Origin of the sequence: Pseudomaricurvus albidus (genome assembly GCF_018863235.1) — a bacterium.
In the GTDB taxonomy this organism is placed as follows: Bacteria; Pseudomonadota; Gammaproteobacteria; order Pseudomonadales; family Cellvibrionaceae; genus Pseudomaricurvus; species Pseudomaricurvus albidus.
Window position 1 is genome coordinate 1 of the sequence record NZ_JAHKRS010000011.1, and the last position, 16,917, is coordinate 16,917.

The 16,917-nt window shown below is 49.7% G+C and carries 19 protein-coding genes; 11 read left to right on the forward strand and 8 right to left on the reverse strand.

Annotated features, from left to right (window positions below; genetic code table 11):
• Window positions 1-72: 72 nt before the first annotated feature.
• Window positions 73-360 (reverse strand): hypothetical protein, encoded by a 288-nt coding sequence (locus tag KOI40_RS15605; RefSeq protein WP_216098474.1) that lies wholly within the window; start codon window positions 358-360, stop codon window positions 73-75.
• A 47-nt stretch (window positions 361-407) separates the two neighbouring features.
• Window positions 408-560, reverse strand: coding sequence for a sugar phosphate isomerase family (locus tag KOI40_RS15610; RefSeq protein ID WP_216098475.1), 153 nt, complete (start codon window positions 558-560; stop codon window positions 408-410).
• 946 nt (window positions 561-1,506) lie between these two features.
• Between KOI40_RS15610 and KOI40_RS15615 the strand changes: the two genes are divergently transcribed.
• The 3 genes from KOI40_RS15615 to KOI40_RS15625 are packed head-to-tail and all read left to right on the forward strand — an operon-like array spanning window position 1,507 to window position 4,201.
• Window positions 1,507-2,907, forward strand: coding sequence for an aromatic ring-hydroxylating oxygenase subunit alpha (locus KOI40_RS15615; protein ID WP_216098476.1), 1,401 nt, complete (start codon window positions 1,507-1,509; stop codon window positions 2,905-2,907).
• A complete protein-coding gene (locus tag KOI40_RS15620; RefSeq protein WP_216098477.1) occupies window positions 2,904-3,365 on the forward strand; it encodes a VOC family protein in 462 nt (153 codons plus the stop codon). The genes KOI40_RS15615 and KOI40_RS15620 overlap by 4 nt, the downstream gene beginning before the upstream one ends.
• Window positions 3,365-4,201: a sugar phosphate isomerase/epimerase family protein gene (locus KOI40_RS15625; protein WP_233710336.1), complete on the forward strand. Its 837-nt coding sequence runs from the start codon at window positions 3,365-3,367 to the stop codon at window positions 4,199-4,201. Before KOI40_RS15620 ends, KOI40_RS15625 begins: the two co-directional genes overlap by 1 nt.
• Before the next feature lie 12 nt (window positions 4,202-4,213).
• Here KOI40_RS15625 and KOI40_RS15630 read toward each other — a convergent pair whose 3' ends face one another.
• From KOI40_RS15630 to KOI40_RS15645, 4 genes are all read right to left on the reverse strand, one after another.
• On the reverse strand, window positions 4,214-5,011 hold the full coding sequence (locus KOI40_RS15630) for an SDR family oxidoreductase (RefSeq protein ID WP_216098479.1): 798 nt from the start codon (window positions 5,009-5,011) through the stop codon (window positions 4,214-4,216).
• Between the two features lie 55 nt (window positions 5,012-5,066).
• Window positions 5,067-5,804, reverse strand: a complete 738-nt coding sequence (locus KOI40_RS15635) for an SDR family NAD(P)-dependent oxidoreductase (protein ID WP_216098480.1) — start codon at window positions 5,802-5,804, stop codon at window positions 5,067-5,069.
• Window positions 5,805-5,843: 39 nt separating this feature from the next.
• Window positions 5,844-6,599, reverse strand: coding sequence for an SDR family NAD(P)-dependent oxidoreductase (locus KOI40_RS15640; RefSeq protein WP_216098481.1), 756 nt, complete (start codon window positions 6,597-6,599; stop codon window positions 5,844-5,846).
• A gap of 71 nt (window positions 6,600-6,670) precedes the next feature.
• A complete protein-coding gene (locus KOI40_RS15645) occupies window positions 6,671-7,471 on the reverse strand; it encodes an SDR family NAD(P)-dependent oxidoreductase (protein ID WP_216098482.1) in 801 nt (266 codons plus the stop codon).
• 220 nt (window positions 7,472-7,691) lie between these two features.
• On the opposite strand from KOI40_RS15645, the gene KOI40_RS15650 reads away from it, so the two are divergent.
• Complete coding sequence (locus KOI40_RS15650; protein WP_216098483.1) at window positions 7,692-8,120, forward strand: nuclear transport factor 2 family protein; 429 nt, start codon at window positions 7,692-7,694, stop codon at window positions 8,118-8,120.
• On the forward strand, window positions 8,120-8,650 hold the full coding sequence (locus KOI40_RS15655; RefSeq protein WP_216098484.1) for a VOC family protein: 531 nt from the start codon (window positions 8,120-8,122) through the stop codon (window positions 8,648-8,650). The genes KOI40_RS15650 and KOI40_RS15655 overlap by 1 nt, the downstream gene beginning before the upstream one ends.
• Window positions 8,651-8,669: 19 nt before the next feature.
• On the opposite strand, the gene KOI40_RS15660 is transcribed toward KOI40_RS15655, so the two are convergent.
• Window positions 8,670-9,359, reverse strand: a complete 690-nt coding sequence (locus tag KOI40_RS15660; protein WP_216098485.1) for a TetR/AcrR family transcriptional regulator — start codon at window positions 9,357-9,359, stop codon at window positions 8,670-8,672.
• Between the two features lie 87 nt (window positions 9,360-9,446).
• Window positions 9,447-10,130: a TetR/AcrR family transcriptional regulator gene (locus tag KOI40_RS15665; RefSeq protein WP_216098486.1), complete on the reverse strand. Its 684-nt coding sequence runs from the start codon at window positions 10,128-10,130 to the stop codon at window positions 9,447-9,449.
• 190 nt (window positions 10,131-10,320) lie between these two features.
• On the opposite strand from KOI40_RS15665, the gene KOI40_RS15670 reads away from it, so the two are divergent.
• The 6 genes from KOI40_RS15670 (at window position 10,321) to KOI40_RS15695 (ending at window position 16,893) form a co-directional block, all read left to right on the forward strand.
• Window positions 10,321-11,292: a thiamine pyrophosphate-dependent dehydrogenase E1 component subunit alpha gene (locus KOI40_RS15670; RefSeq protein WP_216098487.1), complete on the forward strand. Its 972-nt coding sequence runs from the start codon at window positions 10,321-10,323 to the stop codon at window positions 11,290-11,292.
• A 20-nt stretch (window positions 11,293-11,312) separates the two neighbouring features.
• Window positions 11,313-12,347 (forward strand): alpha-ketoacid dehydrogenase subunit beta, encoded by a 1,035-nt coding sequence (locus tag KOI40_RS15675; RefSeq protein ID WP_216098488.1) that lies wholly within the window; start codon window positions 11,313-11,315, stop codon window positions 12,345-12,347.
• Window positions 12,348-12,349: 2 nt separating this feature from the next.
• Window positions 12,350-13,900, forward strand: a complete 1,551-nt coding sequence (locus tag KOI40_RS15680; protein ID WP_216098489.1) for a dihydrolipoamide acetyltransferase family protein — start codon at window positions 12,350-12,352, stop codon at window positions 13,898-13,900.
• Window positions 13,901-13,912: 12 nt separating this feature from the next.
• On the forward strand, window positions 13,913-15,304 hold the full coding sequence (gene lpdA / locus KOI40_RS15685) for a dihydrolipoyl dehydrogenase (RefSeq protein ID WP_216098490.1): 1,392 nt from the start codon (window positions 13,913-13,915) through the stop codon (window positions 15,302-15,304).
• 13 nt (window positions 15,305-15,317) lie between these two features.
• Window positions 15,318-15,746, forward strand: a complete 429-nt coding sequence (locus KOI40_RS15690) for a Zn-ribbon domain-containing OB-fold protein (protein WP_216098491.1) — start codon at window positions 15,318-15,320, stop codon at window positions 15,744-15,746.
• 130 nt (window positions 15,747-15,876) lie between these two features.
• Window positions 15,877-16,893 (forward strand): thiolase family protein, encoded by a 1,017-nt coding sequence (locus KOI40_RS15695; RefSeq protein ID WP_216098492.1) that lies wholly within the window; start codon window positions 15,877-15,879, stop codon window positions 16,891-16,893.
• Window positions 16,894-16,917: the final 24 nt, after the last annotated feature.

Below are 16,917 nucleotides of genomic sequence, written 5' to 3' on the forward strand. Positions count from 1 at the left end.
ACTGGTGAACCAACTGACAAGGAAAATGGTTATCAATCTGCAAAAGATAAATGAAGAATATTATTAACTAAATCAATTAGTTACAGGCGAAGTGGCTAAATCCAACACTTTTGCCGGCCGGACCTCATTAAAGGTTAACTTTGAACAAAGCTCGGCTTCAATTAATCGCAAAATATAATCATTACCGAAAACTCTAGCATAGGCAAAAGCGGGCGCGAGGAGTCTGTTTTGCAGAGCACCGATGACCAATAACTGGGATAACAGTGCTTTGGGGCTGCGTGCCTGATTCAGCTGCATTCTGTGCAGTTCGGCGACATAGCGCTTGCGGCCACTTTTTCGATGTTGCCAGCCAGAAGGCATAAACGGCAGCAAGTATTTGAGTGAGCTGCCCTCTTTTTAAATAGTGCTTAGCGCAACAGACAGCCGCTAAGTGCATCAGATACGACCGCGCCAGTCAGCGTGACCATCATGCCGCTGTTGATGTAGCGGGCATGTCGGCGTTGTTCTCGCTTTAGGTTTTCGTCACCATTTAGATGATTGGTGAAACTCACGGAGCACATGTCTAATCCTTCACGGGATGCTTGATCCAGATTGCGCAGTTATTGATCGTGCTGGTAATTTTTACTATTTGTTTCGATCGTGAACTGTCGTTGATCAAATTTACCCCAGCTTCCCCAGGCAGAGATTTCAGACTGAGAAATCCAGTCTTTGAAAGATTCAATGACGTTATCTAGTGGAGGCGTTGTATCCGCCTGAACTTGCTGAATTCCAGTAAGACTCGTACAGAAGCTCTATAACGTTGAGGGCCCTTGTGGTTGCACATAGAGTTGACGTTTATCTATGACCTCAAATCCCTTCTGACTTAACATCCCAACTACGGCACAGATTTCAATAAATTCCATTTCGGAGTTTGGGATTGGTGGCTGATCATTACAGGTACATTCAAGATCTACTAACAGCATAGGTACACTTTGCGAGTGAGAATGACTCATATAGGCCCCTGCGAAAGTAAACGATCTACATGACAATCAAATTGAAAGAAATATTGCAGATTTGGAGCATATTTCAGGGCATGAATAAACGGCATGACTTTTACTTACATGGTCCAAAAAATAGTCAAAACCATTATGAATTTTAAAATAAAACTCTATTTATTTAGAAAGGTTACAAGAGCTTACACAGGTTTTGGGGTAAATCTTTTAATTCATCCCAAATGAGAAAACAGGAAAAAAAATTTTACTTTAATTCTAGACATTTCAATAGGTTATGAGGGTTTGTACAGGTTTTAGGCCAAATTTCGTAATTCACCCTATTTATTATAACTTATTGTTATTTCTGCTTACTTTCTTATCAGTGAACACAAGCAGTTCATTAACAAAAAGAAACATATGTAGATGTTTTATATTTGCAGGCTCTGAAATATACTTGATGCACACTGTAAAATAAACATGTTAGATTGTTTATTTTGGTCAGTTGTACAATAAATGGAAGCAGGGGGAATTGCTCATGTCAAAGTTAGATACGCCATCAGGGGCGCATCGATGCCCGGGACCTTCCACCCGAGACATTATTCTGTCCGATAAAGATGAGGTGCCTGAGCATCTGGTGGAAGAGTCATACTCATACCTTGGTGATGCGGATATCCCTTTTGAACGTTACACATCAAACGATTTTTTTCAGCAAGAAATAGACAATATGTGGCTTAAAACCTGGCAGTGGGCTTGCCGGGAAGAAGAGGTATCGCAAACTGGCGATTATGTCGTGTATGACATTGTCGGTAAGTCAGTGATTGTACTGAGAACAGAGAGCGGTGACATAAAAGCCTTTGCCAATGCCTGTCTTCACCGTGGAACACAATTGAAACCATCCGAGAGCTGTGGCCGAAGTAAAAATCTGCGTTGTCCTTTCCATGGTTTTACATGGTCGCTTGATGGCAACTTGGAAGATGTTCCCTGCCGGTGGGACTTCCCGCACGTGGAAACAAAGCAGTTTTCGCTGCCGCAACTCAGAGTTGAGTGCTGGAACGGATTTGTGTTTATCAACTTTAACCCCGACGCCGCGCCACTCAGCGATCAATTAGGGGTTTTACCGGAACACTTTAAAAATTGGGACTTGAGTGGCAAGTTTACTTCCATGTATATCCGTAAAAAGCTTCCTGCCAACTGGAAAGCCTGTCTGGAAGCCTTCCTGGAGTCTTATCATGTTTTGGAGACCCATCCACAGGGAATTACCACCGTAGGCGACGCTAACACTCAATACGATATTTATGGTGATTTCGTGTCACGTTTTGTACACCTGGTTGGTTATCCAAGCCCACATCTTGAGTCCCAGCCTGATCAACAGATGATTCTGGATGCCTTGTTCGCTGAGGCGGTCGTTGAAGGAGCTCAGAGTGAAGGACATGACTTAAAAGTCGGGCCAGGCGAATCTGCGCGTAAGGTCTTTGCTGATCATCTGAAAAAAAATCTGGGTGAAGCCTATGACCGGGATTTCTCACGCCTCAGTGTCAGCGAGACGATTGACGCAATTGAATACTGCCTGTTCCCTAATACCTGTTTTTTCCCGTCGCTATTGTTTCCTATGGTGTATCGATTCCGTCCCGACGGTTGTGATCCTGATAAAACTATTTTTGATCTGCTTTATCTACAACCATTGCCAGACTCTGGCAAAGTTCCAGACTCTGCGGAACCTTTTGAACTGGATGAGCAGCAATCGTTTCATGAAATCCCCGGTTTTGATCCAGGGCTGGCCACTATCTACGATCAGGATACTGGTAATCTGCTTAGCCAGCAGCGCGGTTTTAAGGCGTCGTTAAAACCGGGTGAAACTCTGGGTAATTATCAAGAGATTCGTATTCGTCAACTTCATCAAACACTGGATAAATATTTAACTGGAGAAGTCTCATGATACGCGGAGCTCATCATGTCGCGATATCGACGCAGGATATGGCGCAAGCCCTTTTTTTCTATCGGGATCTGTTGGGATTTAAAGAGGTTTCAGCAACCAGTTGGTCTTCAGGTACTGATGTGATTAATCAGGTTCTGGATTTACCGGACAGTGCGGCTAAACAAATCATGCTTAAGGGCAGTAATTTGTGCATTGAATTGTTCGAATTTTCAAATCCTGCCCAATCTCTACTAACAGAGAGGCGCCCTGTCAGTCAGGTGGGACTGACACACCTGTGTCTTGATGTTGATGATATTCAGTTTGAATACAATCGTCTGCTTGAAGCAGGTATCGAGTTTCACGTACCGCCTCAAGATTTTGGGGCGGTAAAAGCGACCTATGGTCGTGACCCGGATGGGAACGTATTTGAACTGCAGGAAATTGTTGATCCTTGTTCGCCAGACCGGTTGTTTGAGTGATGCGAAAAACTCTCTGGCCGGCCTGTGTGCGACAACACAGTTTTGCAGAGCAATTGGCTGCCGCCAACCGGCATGGTTTCACCCATTTGCCCATTGGTTTAATGACCTATCGTCAATTGAAAAGCCAGGGTGTTTGGGATGATGATATTCGACAATTGGCGAGTGGCCATAATATGGCGCTGGGTCATTATGATGGTTTTAGTGGTTGGGCTCCCGTCAAGTACAATCCTGATTTTCCTGAAGTGGCAAAACAGGTCTTTGATGCCTGCAGTGAAGAGTGTCTTGATATCTGTTCGGCATTGGGTATCGATCGAATCTGTGCTACGGGTACTTTTGCCCCGGGTCAGTTTGAATTGTCCAGACTTGCGGATGGCTTCGCACGTTTTTGTGAGTCTGCAGCCGCACGTAATATCCAAGTAGACCTTGAGTTTTTACCCATGTGGGGGCTTCCCGATTTGGCAACTGCCTGGTCGGTCTTGAAAGTCCATAGACCCTCTAACAGCAGTATCCTGTTTGACACCTGGCATTTTTTTCGTGGCAATCCTGATATCAGATTACTCGAAGCGTTGCCCGCTGGCACGATACAAACGGTTCAACTGGCTGATGCCAAACCGGTATGTCCGGACATCGGCTTGTTAGAGGAGTGCCTACAGTATCGTATAGAGCCCGGGTTTGGGACGCTGCCATTATCAAAAATTTTGCCGATATTGAAGCGCCAGGGTATTAGGGATGTTGGTCCTGAAATATTTTCCAGTGAGCTCGATCATCTTTCTGCGGATGAGGCTGCGCTTAAGGTGGCAGCAGCCTGTGAACCTTCTATCGAATGGCTTTCATAAGGTACTAAAAGTTTAAGCGCCCTGTCCGGAAGGATAGGGCTTGGCCAACACACCTCCGTCCACATACATTTGATGGCCAGTCATAAAACTGGCCTCATCTGAAGCCAAAAACAAACAGGCATTGGCAACCTCAGAGACGGTGGCAATACGATTCAGAGGCTGCATACCTGCGTAGATCTTTTCAAGGCCTTCCGGGTCGTCAGCGCTTTGTAAATACTGCTGCAGTAATGGGGTGTAGGTTGCGGCTGGGTGTAGAGAGTTACAGCGAATGTTATAGCCTTTCTCGCCACAGTCCAGTGCTACTGTTTTTGTCAGTGCATCCTGTGCAGCCTTTGCCGCGCCATAACAGGTAAACAAAGGGCCGGGCCGAATACTTTCCACTGAAGAAATATTGACTATTGACCCTCCACCCGTGTGCTTCATGCTAGCGACGGCATACTGACATCCCAGGAATGCCCCCTCTCCATGCACGCGCATATGGTCACGCCAATCAGAGAGATTGGTATCCTCAATACTGCCCGGCCGAGAGATCCCGGCACTTTGTATCAGAATATCCAGCTTTTCCTTACGCGCCTCTATAATGGCGAATGCTGATTGCCATTGACTCTCGTCGGTAACATCAAGAGCCAGATACTCCACAGAATCCCAGCGCTGACACAAGGTTCTTGATTTCGCTTCATTGATATCGCCAATGAATACGTAAGCTCCTTCTTCAGCTAATTGTTCAACGATACCCGCACCAATACCGTCAGCACCGCCGGTAACCAGCGCCACCTTGCCCTGAAACCTTTGTCTGAGGCTTTGAGACATACAGTGATCCCCCTTTCGATTTAATGCTCGCTTGTTTAGGGTGTTATTTTGACTGTTACTGTGCTGTCCAGCCGCCATCCACAGGCAATAATGTACCTGTGTTAAAGCTGGACAGATCGGAAGCCAGGAACATCACCGCATTGGCAACTTCCTGAGGTGTGCCCAACCGTTTCATGGCGTGTAAGGAGGCCAGAGCGTCCAGATCTTCGATGGTGCTTTCAAGCAATGGGGTTGTGACATTGCCAGGGCAAACGGCATTAATCCGAATTGGAGTTTCTGCATATTCTACAGCTGCCGTTCGGGTCAGACCGGCAACTGCAAATTTACTGCTAACGTAGAATGATGCTCCAGGGAAAACCCGCTGTGACAAGGCAGAAGCCATATTGACGATGGTTCCCCGGTTTTGCCTGAGCATTTGATTCAGTTCAGCCCGCATACTCAACCAGACACCTTTAAGATTGACAGCCATGACCCGGTCAAAGTCTGCTGCGGAGGTTTCCGCTACCGGTTCCAGAGTTGAAGATATACCCGCATTATTGACCGCGATATCGAGCCCTCCCCAGGCACCCACAACTTGGTCTACCATTGCCTGAACTTGATCTGCACAAGAGACGTCGGCGGTAATTGCCAACGTCTCGCTATCAAGTTGAGCGGCAGCTTGCTGCACCGCTTCGGCCGAAATATCCACCAGCGCGACACGAGCCCCAGCCTTGGCGAAGCTTTCCGCACAAGAAAAACCCAGCCCGGCAGCAGCACCCGTAATCAGTACGGTTTTACCGTTAAAATCAAACATAGTTATTATTCTCAACAGATCGTTGTTTACAGGTGACAGTTAACAGGCATTGCCGCCATCCACCATATACACACCACCGGTACAGTAGCTGGCATCATCACTGGCCAGGAATAGCATCATGCCGCTAATCTCATCTGGACGACCATAGCGTCCCATGGGGGTTGTCTGTTTTAGGGTATTCTGGAATGCGGTTTCAGCACCCGGTGCATAGCCGGTCTCGATGGAGCGCATCATTCGTGTATCCAGAGGTCCAGGATTGACGGTATTAACCCGAATATTGAAGGGGGCAAACTCTTTGGCGGCACAACGCATCAGACCAATGACGGCATGTTTACTGGTGTTATAAGGCATCATGTTCGCGGTTCCCATAACGCCTGCACCGGATGAAGTAATGATGATGCTTCCACCGCGATCTTTCATGGCCTCGACGACCACTTTCAAACCGCACCATACGCCGATGACATTGATGTCCATCACCAGACGAAAACTATCCAATGAGCAGTCACTAATAGGACCTATTTTGCCTTCAATACCCGCATTGGCGATAAACACATCCAATTGACCAAAGCGTTCGAGAGTTGCATCAACCATTTTTTGGTTGTCTTCCAACTTGGATACATCCACTGCCAGGTATGCGACATCGCCTTTTAACGTTCCCGCAAAATCTTGTAACGACGACTCATTCAGATCGGTCATCATGACTTTGGCCCCTTCAGCCAAAAAACGGTTTACTGTGGCGCGGCCAACTTCACCGGCGGCGCCGGTGATCAACACGACTTTATCTTTTACGCTCATTGTCTCTCTCTTATGCTTGCTTGTTTTTACAACGCCAAGTATTTATTAAACTTAGGTGTGTGGTAAACAACTTAAGGTGCAGGAATTTCACCGGCCGCAACCATCGCTTCCTGAATTTCTTTACCTAGCGGGTTGCGTCGGAGTGTGAGGCCGCCATTAACCTGAAGATTTTGACCGGTCATAAAGCACTCGTCAGACGCAAGAAAAACGGCAGCTGCTGCAATATCTTCGCTGGTTCCTACCCGGCCTAATGGATAGCATTTACGGAACGTTTCCACCAGGGCCTGACTTTGCATGGCATCAGCAGTCATAGGGGTTTCAGTCACTCCCGGTGATATGCTGTTCGCTCGAATGCCTTTTTCGCCGTATTGATTGGCCACGCAACGTATCAAGTGGTCGGTTCCGGCTTTGGTGCCCATGTAGGCAGAATGATCATCCAGCATAATCGTTGCGGTGGCAGATGATATTTGGATGATCGAACCACCAGTGGAATCCATCGCTGCAAGCAGTTTCTGTAACCAGAAGAAAGGTCCCTTGAATTGCAGGTCGACCATGCGATCCAGTTGTTCTTCGGTATTTTCAGTCATGGGTATCAACAGTCCCCAGCCGGTGCAGTTGATGGCGACATCAAGACGACCGTGCCGATCCAGAATACTGTCAATCATTTGATCAATAGAATCCTTTTTGGAAAAGTCGCACAAAACCCAATCACCCTGAATTTCTTCTGCCAGTTCCCGTAGGGGGTGTTCATGACGACCTGAAACGATGACTTTTGCTCCCTCTTGAGCGAATCGACGGGCAATAACCTGCCCCATATTGTCTTTTCCGGCTGCCCCTACGATTGACACCACTTTGCCTGCCAATGAACTCATGAATTACACCTCTCTTATTGTATTTCTAATAGCCCATCCAGATAGATGGCAACTGACATGAATCTCTGATGTAAACCATACACGATTCGTAAAAAATAAAACAGTCAAGATTAATTGTTTTAGTTTGGGTTGACTAAAGCATAACTTGCATACAAAATTTAGTCGATTGTATAAACAATTATGTTTGTTTTAATAAATGATAATAATAGGAGATCTTGTTATGCCGTTTTATGGCCCCCTTGAAGACCGAATACTTATCCAGGAGCTGGTTGCCACTTATGGTGATGCAGTTTCCCGTCGTAACAAGATCGATTTTGCCAGCACCTGGGATGTGGATGCTGTCTGGCACTTGCCCTGGCTTGAGCCTGTGACAGGGCGTGATGTCATTGCCGATCTTTGGGAAGAGCAAATGTCGAACTACCCTTTCCATAACTTTTCCGGTTATCTCGGTTCATTGGAAATCGACGGTAATCACGCCAAAGGTCGATTATGGACGTCCGAGCTGGTTGAGAGTGTTGAGGGCAAGTCCGGTGTTGTGACCGGTATGTATGATGACGAATTTGTTAAGCGTGGTGATCGATGGCTCTTCGCACGCAAGGTTTTTACCCCGCTGCACGGCATGGATACGATCGTTACGGAGGAAAGCTGATGAGTCTGCCTGTGTTTCCCAATCGCCGTTTTATGCAAAACAGCTGGGTAGTTAATGATCTGCAAGAGGCCATGGAGCGCTGGTCCAAAACACTGGGAGTTGGCCCTTTTTTTCACGTTAAAGGTGTAGAAATCGAGCAGCAACTGTATCGTGGGCAGGAGGTATCCGTCGAAGCAGAGTTTGCTCTTGCGCAGGCCGGTGAGATACAAATTGAGTTGGTTTGCCAGCTCAATGACAGCCCTTCAGCCTATCGCGACACCATTGCCAGGGGTGAAGAGGGATTTCATCATATGGCGCTGTATTGTGAGAATTATGACGCTGATTTGGCTGCTTACAGGATGTCTGGTGCCGAAATTTCTTTTTGTGGCAGTGTTGGAGGTAAGCGATTCTGCTATCTGGATACCAGTCCGCAACTGGGATGCATGATCGAATTGATTGAGGCTTCCCCCTCGCAGGCAGAGTTTTTTGCGCGCATACGTGAAGAAGCTCTCAATTGGGATGGCAACGATCCCGTCAGGCCTGCGTTTTAAAGAACCCTGCGGTTCGGCTTTACTCAGCTTGCTCTTGCGGGCAGAGGCTTAAAAAGCCTGCACTGAAAAAGAGCGACATTTTATCCACGATCTTGTTCAGGTCCCGCGCACGGCAGAGCCCTCCGGATTGACGATCAATCAGGCCGGATTCAGCCAGTACGTGGGTAATGGCGGCTTGGTAAAAATAAAACGCCCAGTGCACATCTTCTGCATCCATGGATGGAAACCGGGTCCGAAGAGCTTCGATAAACCGGGCCACGATAGCATCGTAATAGGTTGCCACAGGAGCAATGTAGGACTCCTGCTGTGGGACATGAGCCAGCTGAGCCATCAGTCTGATGTAATTCTTCCAGCCCTCTCCCCCGTTCAGAGTACGCTCAACTACCGGGTGCAGAAACGCTCGCAATATGGCCTGTAGTGCCTTTTCCGGCTCGGCATCGAGTGCCAGAGCTTCCTCAAGCGCAAGTTCCAGACCTTGGGCGTTATCTTCAGCGCGTCGTTCTATCACGGCTTTGAACAAATTCTCTTTGCTGCCGAAGTGATAATAGCTCAAAGCTACCTGTAAATTGGCCTCTGAAGTAATGTCCCTCAAGGAGGTGCCAAAGTACCCCCTTTCCACAAACATGGCTTCGGCGGCATCGAGAATACGGTTCCGGGTTTCCGGAGAGCGACTTTTCACCGCAGACTTTTTGGTTGCCGCTGATGTCATTTACACAATACCTCTGGGCATTTGATAGCGTTGCCTGTCCTTGGGCCAGGCTTTGCCGGGCCTGGTTTCATCTGAAGCCTTGCCGGGTTATGAAGCCTTTTGGGAGGTGTCGGCGAGATTGGCTTCTTCATAAATTTCCGTAAGGATATGGGCCAGATAGTCCATGACCTTCTGGGCGCGGGCATTGCGGCGCGAGGACATATGACTCAGTGCCATGCCTTTCATCAGAAACTGCACTAGGTCATGTGCGGGCTCCAGAGCCGGCAAGGTCTGCCAGTGAGGGAAGACAGCCTTGGCCAGGCTCAGGAACTGCTTCTCAAAGTCCTTCTCTACAGGGGTCATTACAGATCTTAATTCAGGGTCGGTGCGAGAAGCCCCTAACAGCTCCTGATAGGCGATAAAGGACGGCATATTGACGTAGCTCCAGGCCTTTTCGACGGAGTTGCGTATGTCTTCCTGTGTCAGTTGACGCTCGGGGGTGTCTATATCCGACATCAATTCCCGGTATTCATCCAGGCGGAGCTCATGGAGGTGCTGGATTACCGCTTTAATCACCGACATCCGTGAAGGAAAGTGATGCATCATCGCGCCTCTTGATACACCTGCGTGGTTGGCAATCAGAGCTGTGGTGGTGTTTGCGTACCCCAGCTCAATAAAGCAATTGACCGCTGCGTCCAGAATTGCCCTGCGGGTCATTGCGCTTTTTTCGGCTTGCCAGCCATCTTCTCTGCGAGTGGGCTTTTTTCGGCTTTTAGATGAAGTTTGTGCCATTTCTCGACCATTCCTTGCTGTAATACACAATTTCAAACCAATTAAAGACACAAATTTACAATAACCGACACGTGTTTGTATATAGATAAAAGACAATCCTAACCTTAGAAAACAATCAGTATTGTTTTTTATGTGGTTTTCTGTAAGTATGTGGCTGTCCGTTAATAACCAGTAGAAAGGGGCAGTTCAAATGCCATATCAAACCGAGTTTCTTCTGCGTGTTTACCGCACGATGAAGACCATCCGCGTTTTTGAAGAGCGTTGTATTAAAGAATTTGAAGGCGGCAATATCCCTGGTTTTGTACACGCCTCCAATGGTCAGGAAGCTGTCGCTGTTGCCGCCTGTATCGATCTGACTGACAGAGACATTATTGGCAGCACGCATCGGGGGCATGGTCACTGTATTGCTAAGGGCTGTGACGTCATCGGGATGATGAAAGAAATCATGGGTAAAGCTACGGGTCTGTGTAAGGGCAAAGGTGGCTCTATGCATATTGCAGACTTCGATAAAGGCATGATTGGTGCCAATGCCATCGTTGGTGGTGGCCCTCCCCTGTGTAACGGCGCGGCTCTCGGCGCGAAAACTCGCGGCACCCGCGATATTGCCCTGTCATTCAGTGGCGACGGCAGTGCTAATCAGGGCACCGTTCTGGAAGCCCTTAACTTTGCCGTGGTGCTGAAATTGCCGCATGTATTCATGTTTGAGAATAACGGCTATGGCGAAGGCACCGGAGCTGATTATGCCCTGGGTTGTTCCAGTCTGGCAGAGCGTAACGGTGCCTTTGGAATGCCCTCCGAATACGTTGACGGTCTCGATTTCTTTGCCACTTATGAAGCCTGTCAGCGAGCGATTGAGCGCGCGCGAAATGGTGAAGGCCCCTCAGCTATTGAGGCCGAGACGGTCCGCTTTGACGGCCATTTTATTGGCGATCCTCAGCTATATCGCGGAGAAAATGAAATTCAGAATGCAAAGGACACACGTGATTGCATCAAGATATTCCGCGAGCGTGTCACTGGTGAGTCCTGGCTTAAGGATGAAGAGATGGACCGTATAGATGCTGAGGTAAGCGATCTTATTGATACGGCGGTCGAGGAAGGTCTGGCAGCGCCAAACCCGGATCCAGCAACGGATCTTATGGCTGACGTGTACTGCTCTTATTAAATAAAAATCAGGAACTACGCATGACTAATAATACTTCATCAGGCTCCAGTTCTATCAAAACTTACCGGGAAGCCATTAACGAAGCCCTGCGTCAGGAAATGCGACGCGACCCTACCGTTATTGTAATGGGGGAAGAGGTCTCAGGCGGAGCTGGGTGCGCAGGACAGGACGACGCCTATGGCGGTGTGTTTGGTGTAACCAAGGGGCTGATGCCGGAATTTGGGCGCGAGCGAGTGATCGATACCCCTATCAGTGAATCAGCCATTATTGGTGCTGCTTCTGGCGCTGCGAATAATGGCTTACGCCCTGTCGCAGAGTTGATGTTCTTTGACTTTATCGGTGTCTGTTTCGACCAGATATTCAACCAGGCGGCCAAGTTTCGCTATATGTTCGGTGGCAAGGCCCGTACCCCCATGGTAATCCGCGGCACAGTCGGTGCCGGTTGGCGAGCAGGAGCACAGCACTCCAGCATGCTGCACCCAGTGGTAACTCACACTCCGGGGCTGAAAGTGGTCATGCCAAGTAACGCATACGATGCCAAGGGGTTAATGATTCAGGCTATTCGTGATGATGACCCGGTGCTGTTTCTTGAACACAAGATTATGTACGACCTGAAGTGCGAAGTGCCGGATGACCCCTACACCATTCCTTTTGGTGAGGCTGCATTTCCTCGTCAGGGTAACGACGTCACGATCGTGGCCATGTCCAATATGGTAACCAGAGCTATTGAAGCCGCGGACCTGCTCGCTAAAGAAGGCATTCACTGTGATGTGATTGATCCACGTACAGTTTCGCCTCTGGATGAGGAATCCATTTTGGAAAGTGTTGAGGTGACCGGTCGTTTGGTGGTGGTCGATGAGGCACATGAGCGTTGCAGCCTTGCCGCTGATATCTCAAGCATTGTTGCTGAAAAAGCGTTCTCCAGTTTGCGCGCGCCAATCCGTAAAGTGACCGCGCCACATGCACCGGTACCCTTTTCTCCGGTTCTGGAAGATGCCTACGTACCCAGTGTTGACCGTATTGTCAGTGCCGTGAGAGATGTGCTGGGAGGCTGATTATGAGTGCAATAACTGCGATCAACATGCCCAAGTGGGGCATGGAAATGTCCGAAGGTGTCATCAGCGACTGGCATGCCAAGCCTGGCGATCAGGTCACTGAGGGCGCGGATCTGGTCGATATTGAGACCAGCAAGATCATCAACACTGTGACTGTTCCCAAAAGTGGTTTGCTGCGGGCCATTGTTGCCCAGAGCGGTGAAACCTGGGATGTGGGCGCTCTTCTGGGGGTGATTGCACCCGCGGAAGTGAGCGATGCGGATATTGAGAGTTTTGTGGCTGAACGCACTGGCGGTGCTTCTGCGGATAATGTATCTGCGGCTTCGTCAGAAACTGTAGCCGAGGACACCCCTGCACAAACACCGGCGGTTACAGCGACGCCAATGAATGTTGGCGATGAAGATTCTCCATCAGCTTCATCTCAAAACGGTTCAGCAGCGACCACCTCAACTACCAACGCCGATGCTTTGAAAGCTCTGGGCGAAGGCGATGATGACAGCAACGTTCAGGCCACGGTTATCGCTCGTCGTCTGGCGAAGCAGTACGGTATTAATCTGAACAATTTGACAGCCACGGGGCGTCACGGTCGTGTAAACAAGGCCGACCTGGAACAGGCGGTTCTGGCCGCGGGTGGACAACTGCTCGCTTCGGCCTCTTCGCCAAATGTGTCCTTTCAGCGTGACGACAGTGCCGTGAAAGCCACCGCAGTCGCTCGCCGACTGGCGGGAGATCTTGGCGTCAACTTGCTGGACTGTCGTGCCAGTGGCGACCGCGGTCGCGTGTGCAAGGCGGACGTTGAAGCTCAGGCGGCTCGTCAGGGACAAAGCGTTTCGGCGAGCAGCGTTTTTGCTCCCGTATCTGACGAAGCGCCTGAAAGTGAAGCCGTTGCGATGACGGGAATGCGCAAAACCATTGCTGCACGTTTGCAGGCATCCAAGCAAACCGCTCCGCACTTTCGAGTCAATGTTGATGTCGAAATTGACAATCTCTTAGCGGCTCGCCAACAGATTAACGGTGCGCAGCGTGAAGCAAAAATATCCGTGAACGATTTTATCGTCAAGGCCTGTGCCTGTGCGTTGCAGCGTTATCCGGCTATGAATATACAGTTTGACGGAGAAACCATTCGCCGTTTTAAACATGCGGATATTTCCATCGCGGTGGCCATTGATGAAGGCCTGATTACACCGATAGCCAAAGCGGTTGAGGGTAAAGGTCTGATTACTTTGTCAAACGAAGTCCGTGATCTCGCGACCCGAGCCAAAATTGGCCGCTTGTCCCCCGAAGAGTTCCAGGGCGGCACTTTCTGTGTGTCCAATCTGGGAATGTATGGCATTAAAAGTTTCGACGCCATTATCAACCCTCCTCAGGCTGCGATTCTTGCTGTGGGTGCTGGTGAACAACGTCCTGTGGTTAAAGGCGGTGAACTCACGGTTGCCACTGTGATGTCTTTGTCGCTGTCCAGCGATCACCGTGTGATCGATGGCGCATTGGCTGCGGAATTTATGCAGTGCCTCAAAGGGTTGTTGGAACAACCTGCGACCATGTTGGGTTAAGGGAGAGGATCTATGAGCGACTTCGACCTGATGGTGGTAGGCGGAGGCCCAGGTGGCTACGTCGCCGCCATTCGAGCCTCTCAACTGGGGTTTAAAACTGCGTTGGTGGAAAAAGCCGAGCTGGGTGGTGTGTGTCTCAATTGGGGGTGTATTCCCACCAAAGCACTATTGCGTGGTGCCGACATTGCCCAGACGTTGAAACATGCCGCTCATTTTGGCTTTGATATCGATCCGCCGCAGGTGGATCTGGCCAAGCTTGTCGGTCACAGTCGAAACACGGCTCAGCGTCTTAGCCAGGGCATTGATTACCTGATGAAGAAACACGGCATCACGGTATTGCGCGGCGAAGCAAAGTTGGAGGATGTGTTTACCCTGTCTGTCACTGATGCAAGCGTGACAACTCGCTACAAAGCCGATCACATAATTCTGGCCACTGGCGCGCACGCACGTAACCTGCCAAATATTGTGGTGGACGGCAAGATTGTCTGGAGTGCTCGCGAAGCCATGACTCCGACCGAACTGCCCGAGCGGCTATTGGTTATTGGGGCCGGAGCCATCGGCGTTGAGTTTGCCAGTCTCTACAGCGATCTGGGCAGTCAGGTGACGCTGGTTGAAGCGGCGCCCCGCATAGTACCGGTTGAGGATTCAGAGGTCTCAGCAGAACTGCAGAAAAGCTTCCGTCAGCGTGGTATCGAGGTGCATACCAATACGACAGTCAGTGATCTGGAACTGCATGGCAACTCGGCAACTGCGACCCTGCAGGGGACGCAAGGGGCACAACAGGTGACCTTTGATCGAGTCATTTTGGCGGTAGGTATCAGCGGCAATATTCAAAACCTCGGACTGGAGGCGTTGGCTGTAGATACCGACCGCGGATTCATTAGCACAGATGCTTACAGCAAAACCAATGTTGTCGGCCTCTATGCCATAGGTGATGTAGCAGGACCTCCATGGTTGGCGCACAAAGCCAGTCACGAAGCAATCATCTGTGTGGAGAAAATTGCTGGTGTGTCAGGTGTTAAGCCTCTACGGAAAGATCGGGTACCCGGCTGTACTTATTGTCGACCTCAAGTGGCGAGTGTGGGTATGACAGAACAGTCTGCCCGTGAGGCTGGCCATGACTTGAAAGTCGGCAGGTTTAATCTTTCGGCAAACGGTAAGGCACTTGCCATTGATGAGGCCAGTGGTTTTGTGAAAACCATTTTTGATGCCCAAAGTGGTGAGCTGCTGGGCGCTCATATGATCGGTCCGGAAGTTACCGAGCAAATTCAGGGTTTTGGTATTGCCCAGCAACTGGAAGCGACAGAGCAGGAACTGGCACACACGATATTTGCCCACCCTACTCTGTCCGAGTCGATGCACGAATCTGTGCTCGACTCTCTCAATTTAGCGATTCATCAATAAGGACGGATTGCATATGACGCAACAAATTCCTATTCAGGACGGACTCTTTACCTGGCCGTCCGCTCAACCAGAACTGCTCGGCAGCCGCTGTGATCACTGCGGTGAAGCCAGCTTCCCGTCGCAACCGGACTGTCGTAATTGTGGCAGTCGTGAAACCAGCGTTGTACCGATTGGTTCAAGAGGCACATTGTGGACGTGGACCATTCAGAGCTTCATGCCCAAAGACCCTTACCGCAGTGATGAGACGCCGGAGACATTTACTCCCTATGGCGTCGGTTATGTGGAAATGCCCGGTGGCGTTCGGGTTGAGAGTCGACTGCAGTTACCAGAGGGCGAAAAACCGGAGATCGGTATGTCGCTGGATCTGGTGATAGAGCCATTCCGTACCGAAGAGGACGGAACTCAAATCATGATGTTCAGTTTTAAGCCAACGGAGGAGTAACACGATGGACGTTGCCATTATCGGAATCGGGTTGCACCCGTTTGGTCGCTCCCCAGACATGACCGGCCAGTAACAAGGCGCCAGCGCTGTACGCGCAGCGCTGGCAGATGCAGGGCTCGAATGGAAAGACATGCAATTTGCCTATGGCGGAAGTCAGGATGCTGGCAATGCCGATGCTCTGGTTAATGAACTTGGGCTGACAGGCTTGCAATTCACCAACATCTGGAACGGCTGCGCTACCGGTGGCAGTTCTCTCAATGCCGCCTATACCGCTATCAAGTCCGGAGAATACGATTTGGGGGTCGTGGTTGGCTTTGATAAACATCCCCGTGGAGCCTTCAATCCCAAACCGGCCGAATGGGGTCTGGATGATTGGTACGGTGAAGCTGGTATGATGCTGACAACCCAGTTCTTTGCCATGAAAACCCAGCGCTATATGCACGATCACGGCATTACCAATGATGCCCTGGTCCGGGTGGCCGAGAAAGCTTTTCACAATGGCTCCCTGACTCCCACCGCCTGGCGTCGGCAAGCTTTGAGCTACGACGAAATTGCCAGCTCGATGATGGTGAGTGATCCTCTACGAAAGTACATGTTTTGCAGCCCCGCCGAAGGTGGCGCAGCGCTAATTCTCTGCGATGCCAAAATTGCCAAACGTTACACCAGCAACCCCATCTACCTCAGTGCAGCGGCCGTACGTACTCGTCATTACGGTAGCTTTGAAGTGTTCAGTCCTTCACAACCTATGCAGGTTGCTGATGCACCTACCGTCACGGCATCCAAAGCTGCCTTTGAATTGGCAGGCCTGGGGCCGGAAGATATTGATGTTCTCCAGTTACAGGACACTGATAGCGGGACAGAAATTATCCATATGGCAGAAAACGGCTTCTGCGAACACGGTGATCAGGAAAAATTATTACGTGATGGAGCCACTCGTATCGATGGTTCATTGCCAATCAATACCGATGGTGGATGTCTCGCCAATGGTGAGCCGGTTGGAGCATCGGGTTTGCGCCAGGTCCATGAAATTTGTGTTCAGTTGCGAGGCGATGGCGGAGCCAGACAAGTCCCGGGCAATCCCAAAGTTGGATACACCCATGTCTACGGGGCACCCGGTATCAGCGGCGTTAACATTCTTACGGTCTGAGACATTACCAATAATAAAGTAGGA

Bases quoted from the DNA above. Each gene is read 5' to 3' on its own strand.
- KOI40_RS15605 (WP_216098474.1), bottom strand. From the start codon at position 360: ATGCCTTCTGGCTGGCAACATCGAAAAAGTGGCCGCAAGCGCTATGTC.
- KOI40_RS15610 (WP_216098475.1), bottom strand. From the start codon at position 560: ATGTGCTCCGTGAGTTTCACCAATCATCTAAATGGTGACGAAAACCTA.
- KOI40_RS15615 (WP_216098476.1), top strand. From the start codon at position 1,507: ATGTCAAAGTTAGATACGCCATCAGGGGCGCATCGATGCCCGGGACCT.
- KOI40_RS15620 (WP_216098477.1), top strand. From the start codon at position 2,904: ATGATACGCGGAGCTCATCATGTCGCGATATCGACGCAGGATATGGCG.
- KOI40_RS15625 (WP_233710336.1), top strand. From the start codon at position 3,365: ATGCGAAAAACTCTCTGGCCGGCCTGTGTGCGACAACACAGTTTTGCA.
- KOI40_RS15630 (WP_216098479.1), bottom strand. From the start codon at position 5,011: ATGTCTCAAAGCCTCAGACAAAGGTTTCAGGGCAAGGTGGCGCTGGTT.
- KOI40_RS15635 (WP_216098480.1), bottom strand. From the start codon at position 5,804: ATGTTTGATTTTAACGGTAAAACCGTACTGATTACGGGTGCTGCTGCC.
- KOI40_RS15640 (WP_216098481.1), bottom strand. From the start codon at position 6,599: ATGAGCGTAAAAGATAAAGTCGTGTTGATCACCGGCGCCGCCGGTGAA.
- KOI40_RS15645 (WP_216098482.1), bottom strand. From the start codon at position 7,471: ATGAGTTCATTGGCAGGCAAAGTGGTGTCAATCGTAGGGGCAGCCGGA.
- KOI40_RS15650 (WP_216098483.1), top strand. From the start codon at position 7,692: ATGCCGTTTTATGGCCCCCTTGAAGACCGAATACTTATCCAGGAGCTG.
- KOI40_RS15655 (WP_216098484.1), top strand. From the start codon at position 8,120: ATGAGTCTGCCTGTGTTTCCCAATCGCCGTTTTATGCAAAACAGCTGG.
- KOI40_RS15660 (WP_216098485.1), bottom strand. From the start codon at position 9,359: ATGACATCAGCGGCAACCAAAAAGTCTGCGGTGAAAAGTCGCTCTCCG.
- KOI40_RS15665 (WP_216098486.1), bottom strand. From the start codon at position 10,130: ATGGCACAAACTTCATCTAAAAGCCGAAAAAAGCCCACTCGCAGAGAA.
- KOI40_RS15670 (WP_216098487.1), top strand. From the start codon at position 10,321: ATGCCATATCAAACCGAGTTTCTTCTGCGTGTTTACCGCACGATGAAG.
- KOI40_RS15675 (WP_216098488.1), top strand. From the start codon at position 11,313: ATGACTAATAATACTTCATCAGGCTCCAGTTCTATCAAAACTTACCGG.
- KOI40_RS15680 (WP_216098489.1), top strand. From the start codon at position 12,350: ATGAGTGCAATAACTGCGATCAACATGCCCAAGTGGGGCATGGAAATG.
- lpdA (WP_216098490.1), top strand. From the start codon at position 13,913: ATGAGCGACTTCGACCTGATGGTGGTAGGCGGAGGCCCAGGTGGCTAC.
- KOI40_RS15690 (WP_216098491.1), top strand. From the start codon at position 15,318: ATGACGCAACAAATTCCTATTCAGGACGGACTCTTTACCTGGCCGTCC.
- KOI40_RS15695 (WP_216098492.1), top strand. From the start codon at position 15,877: ATGCAATTTGCCTATGGCGGAAGTCAGGATGCTGGCAATGCCGATGCT.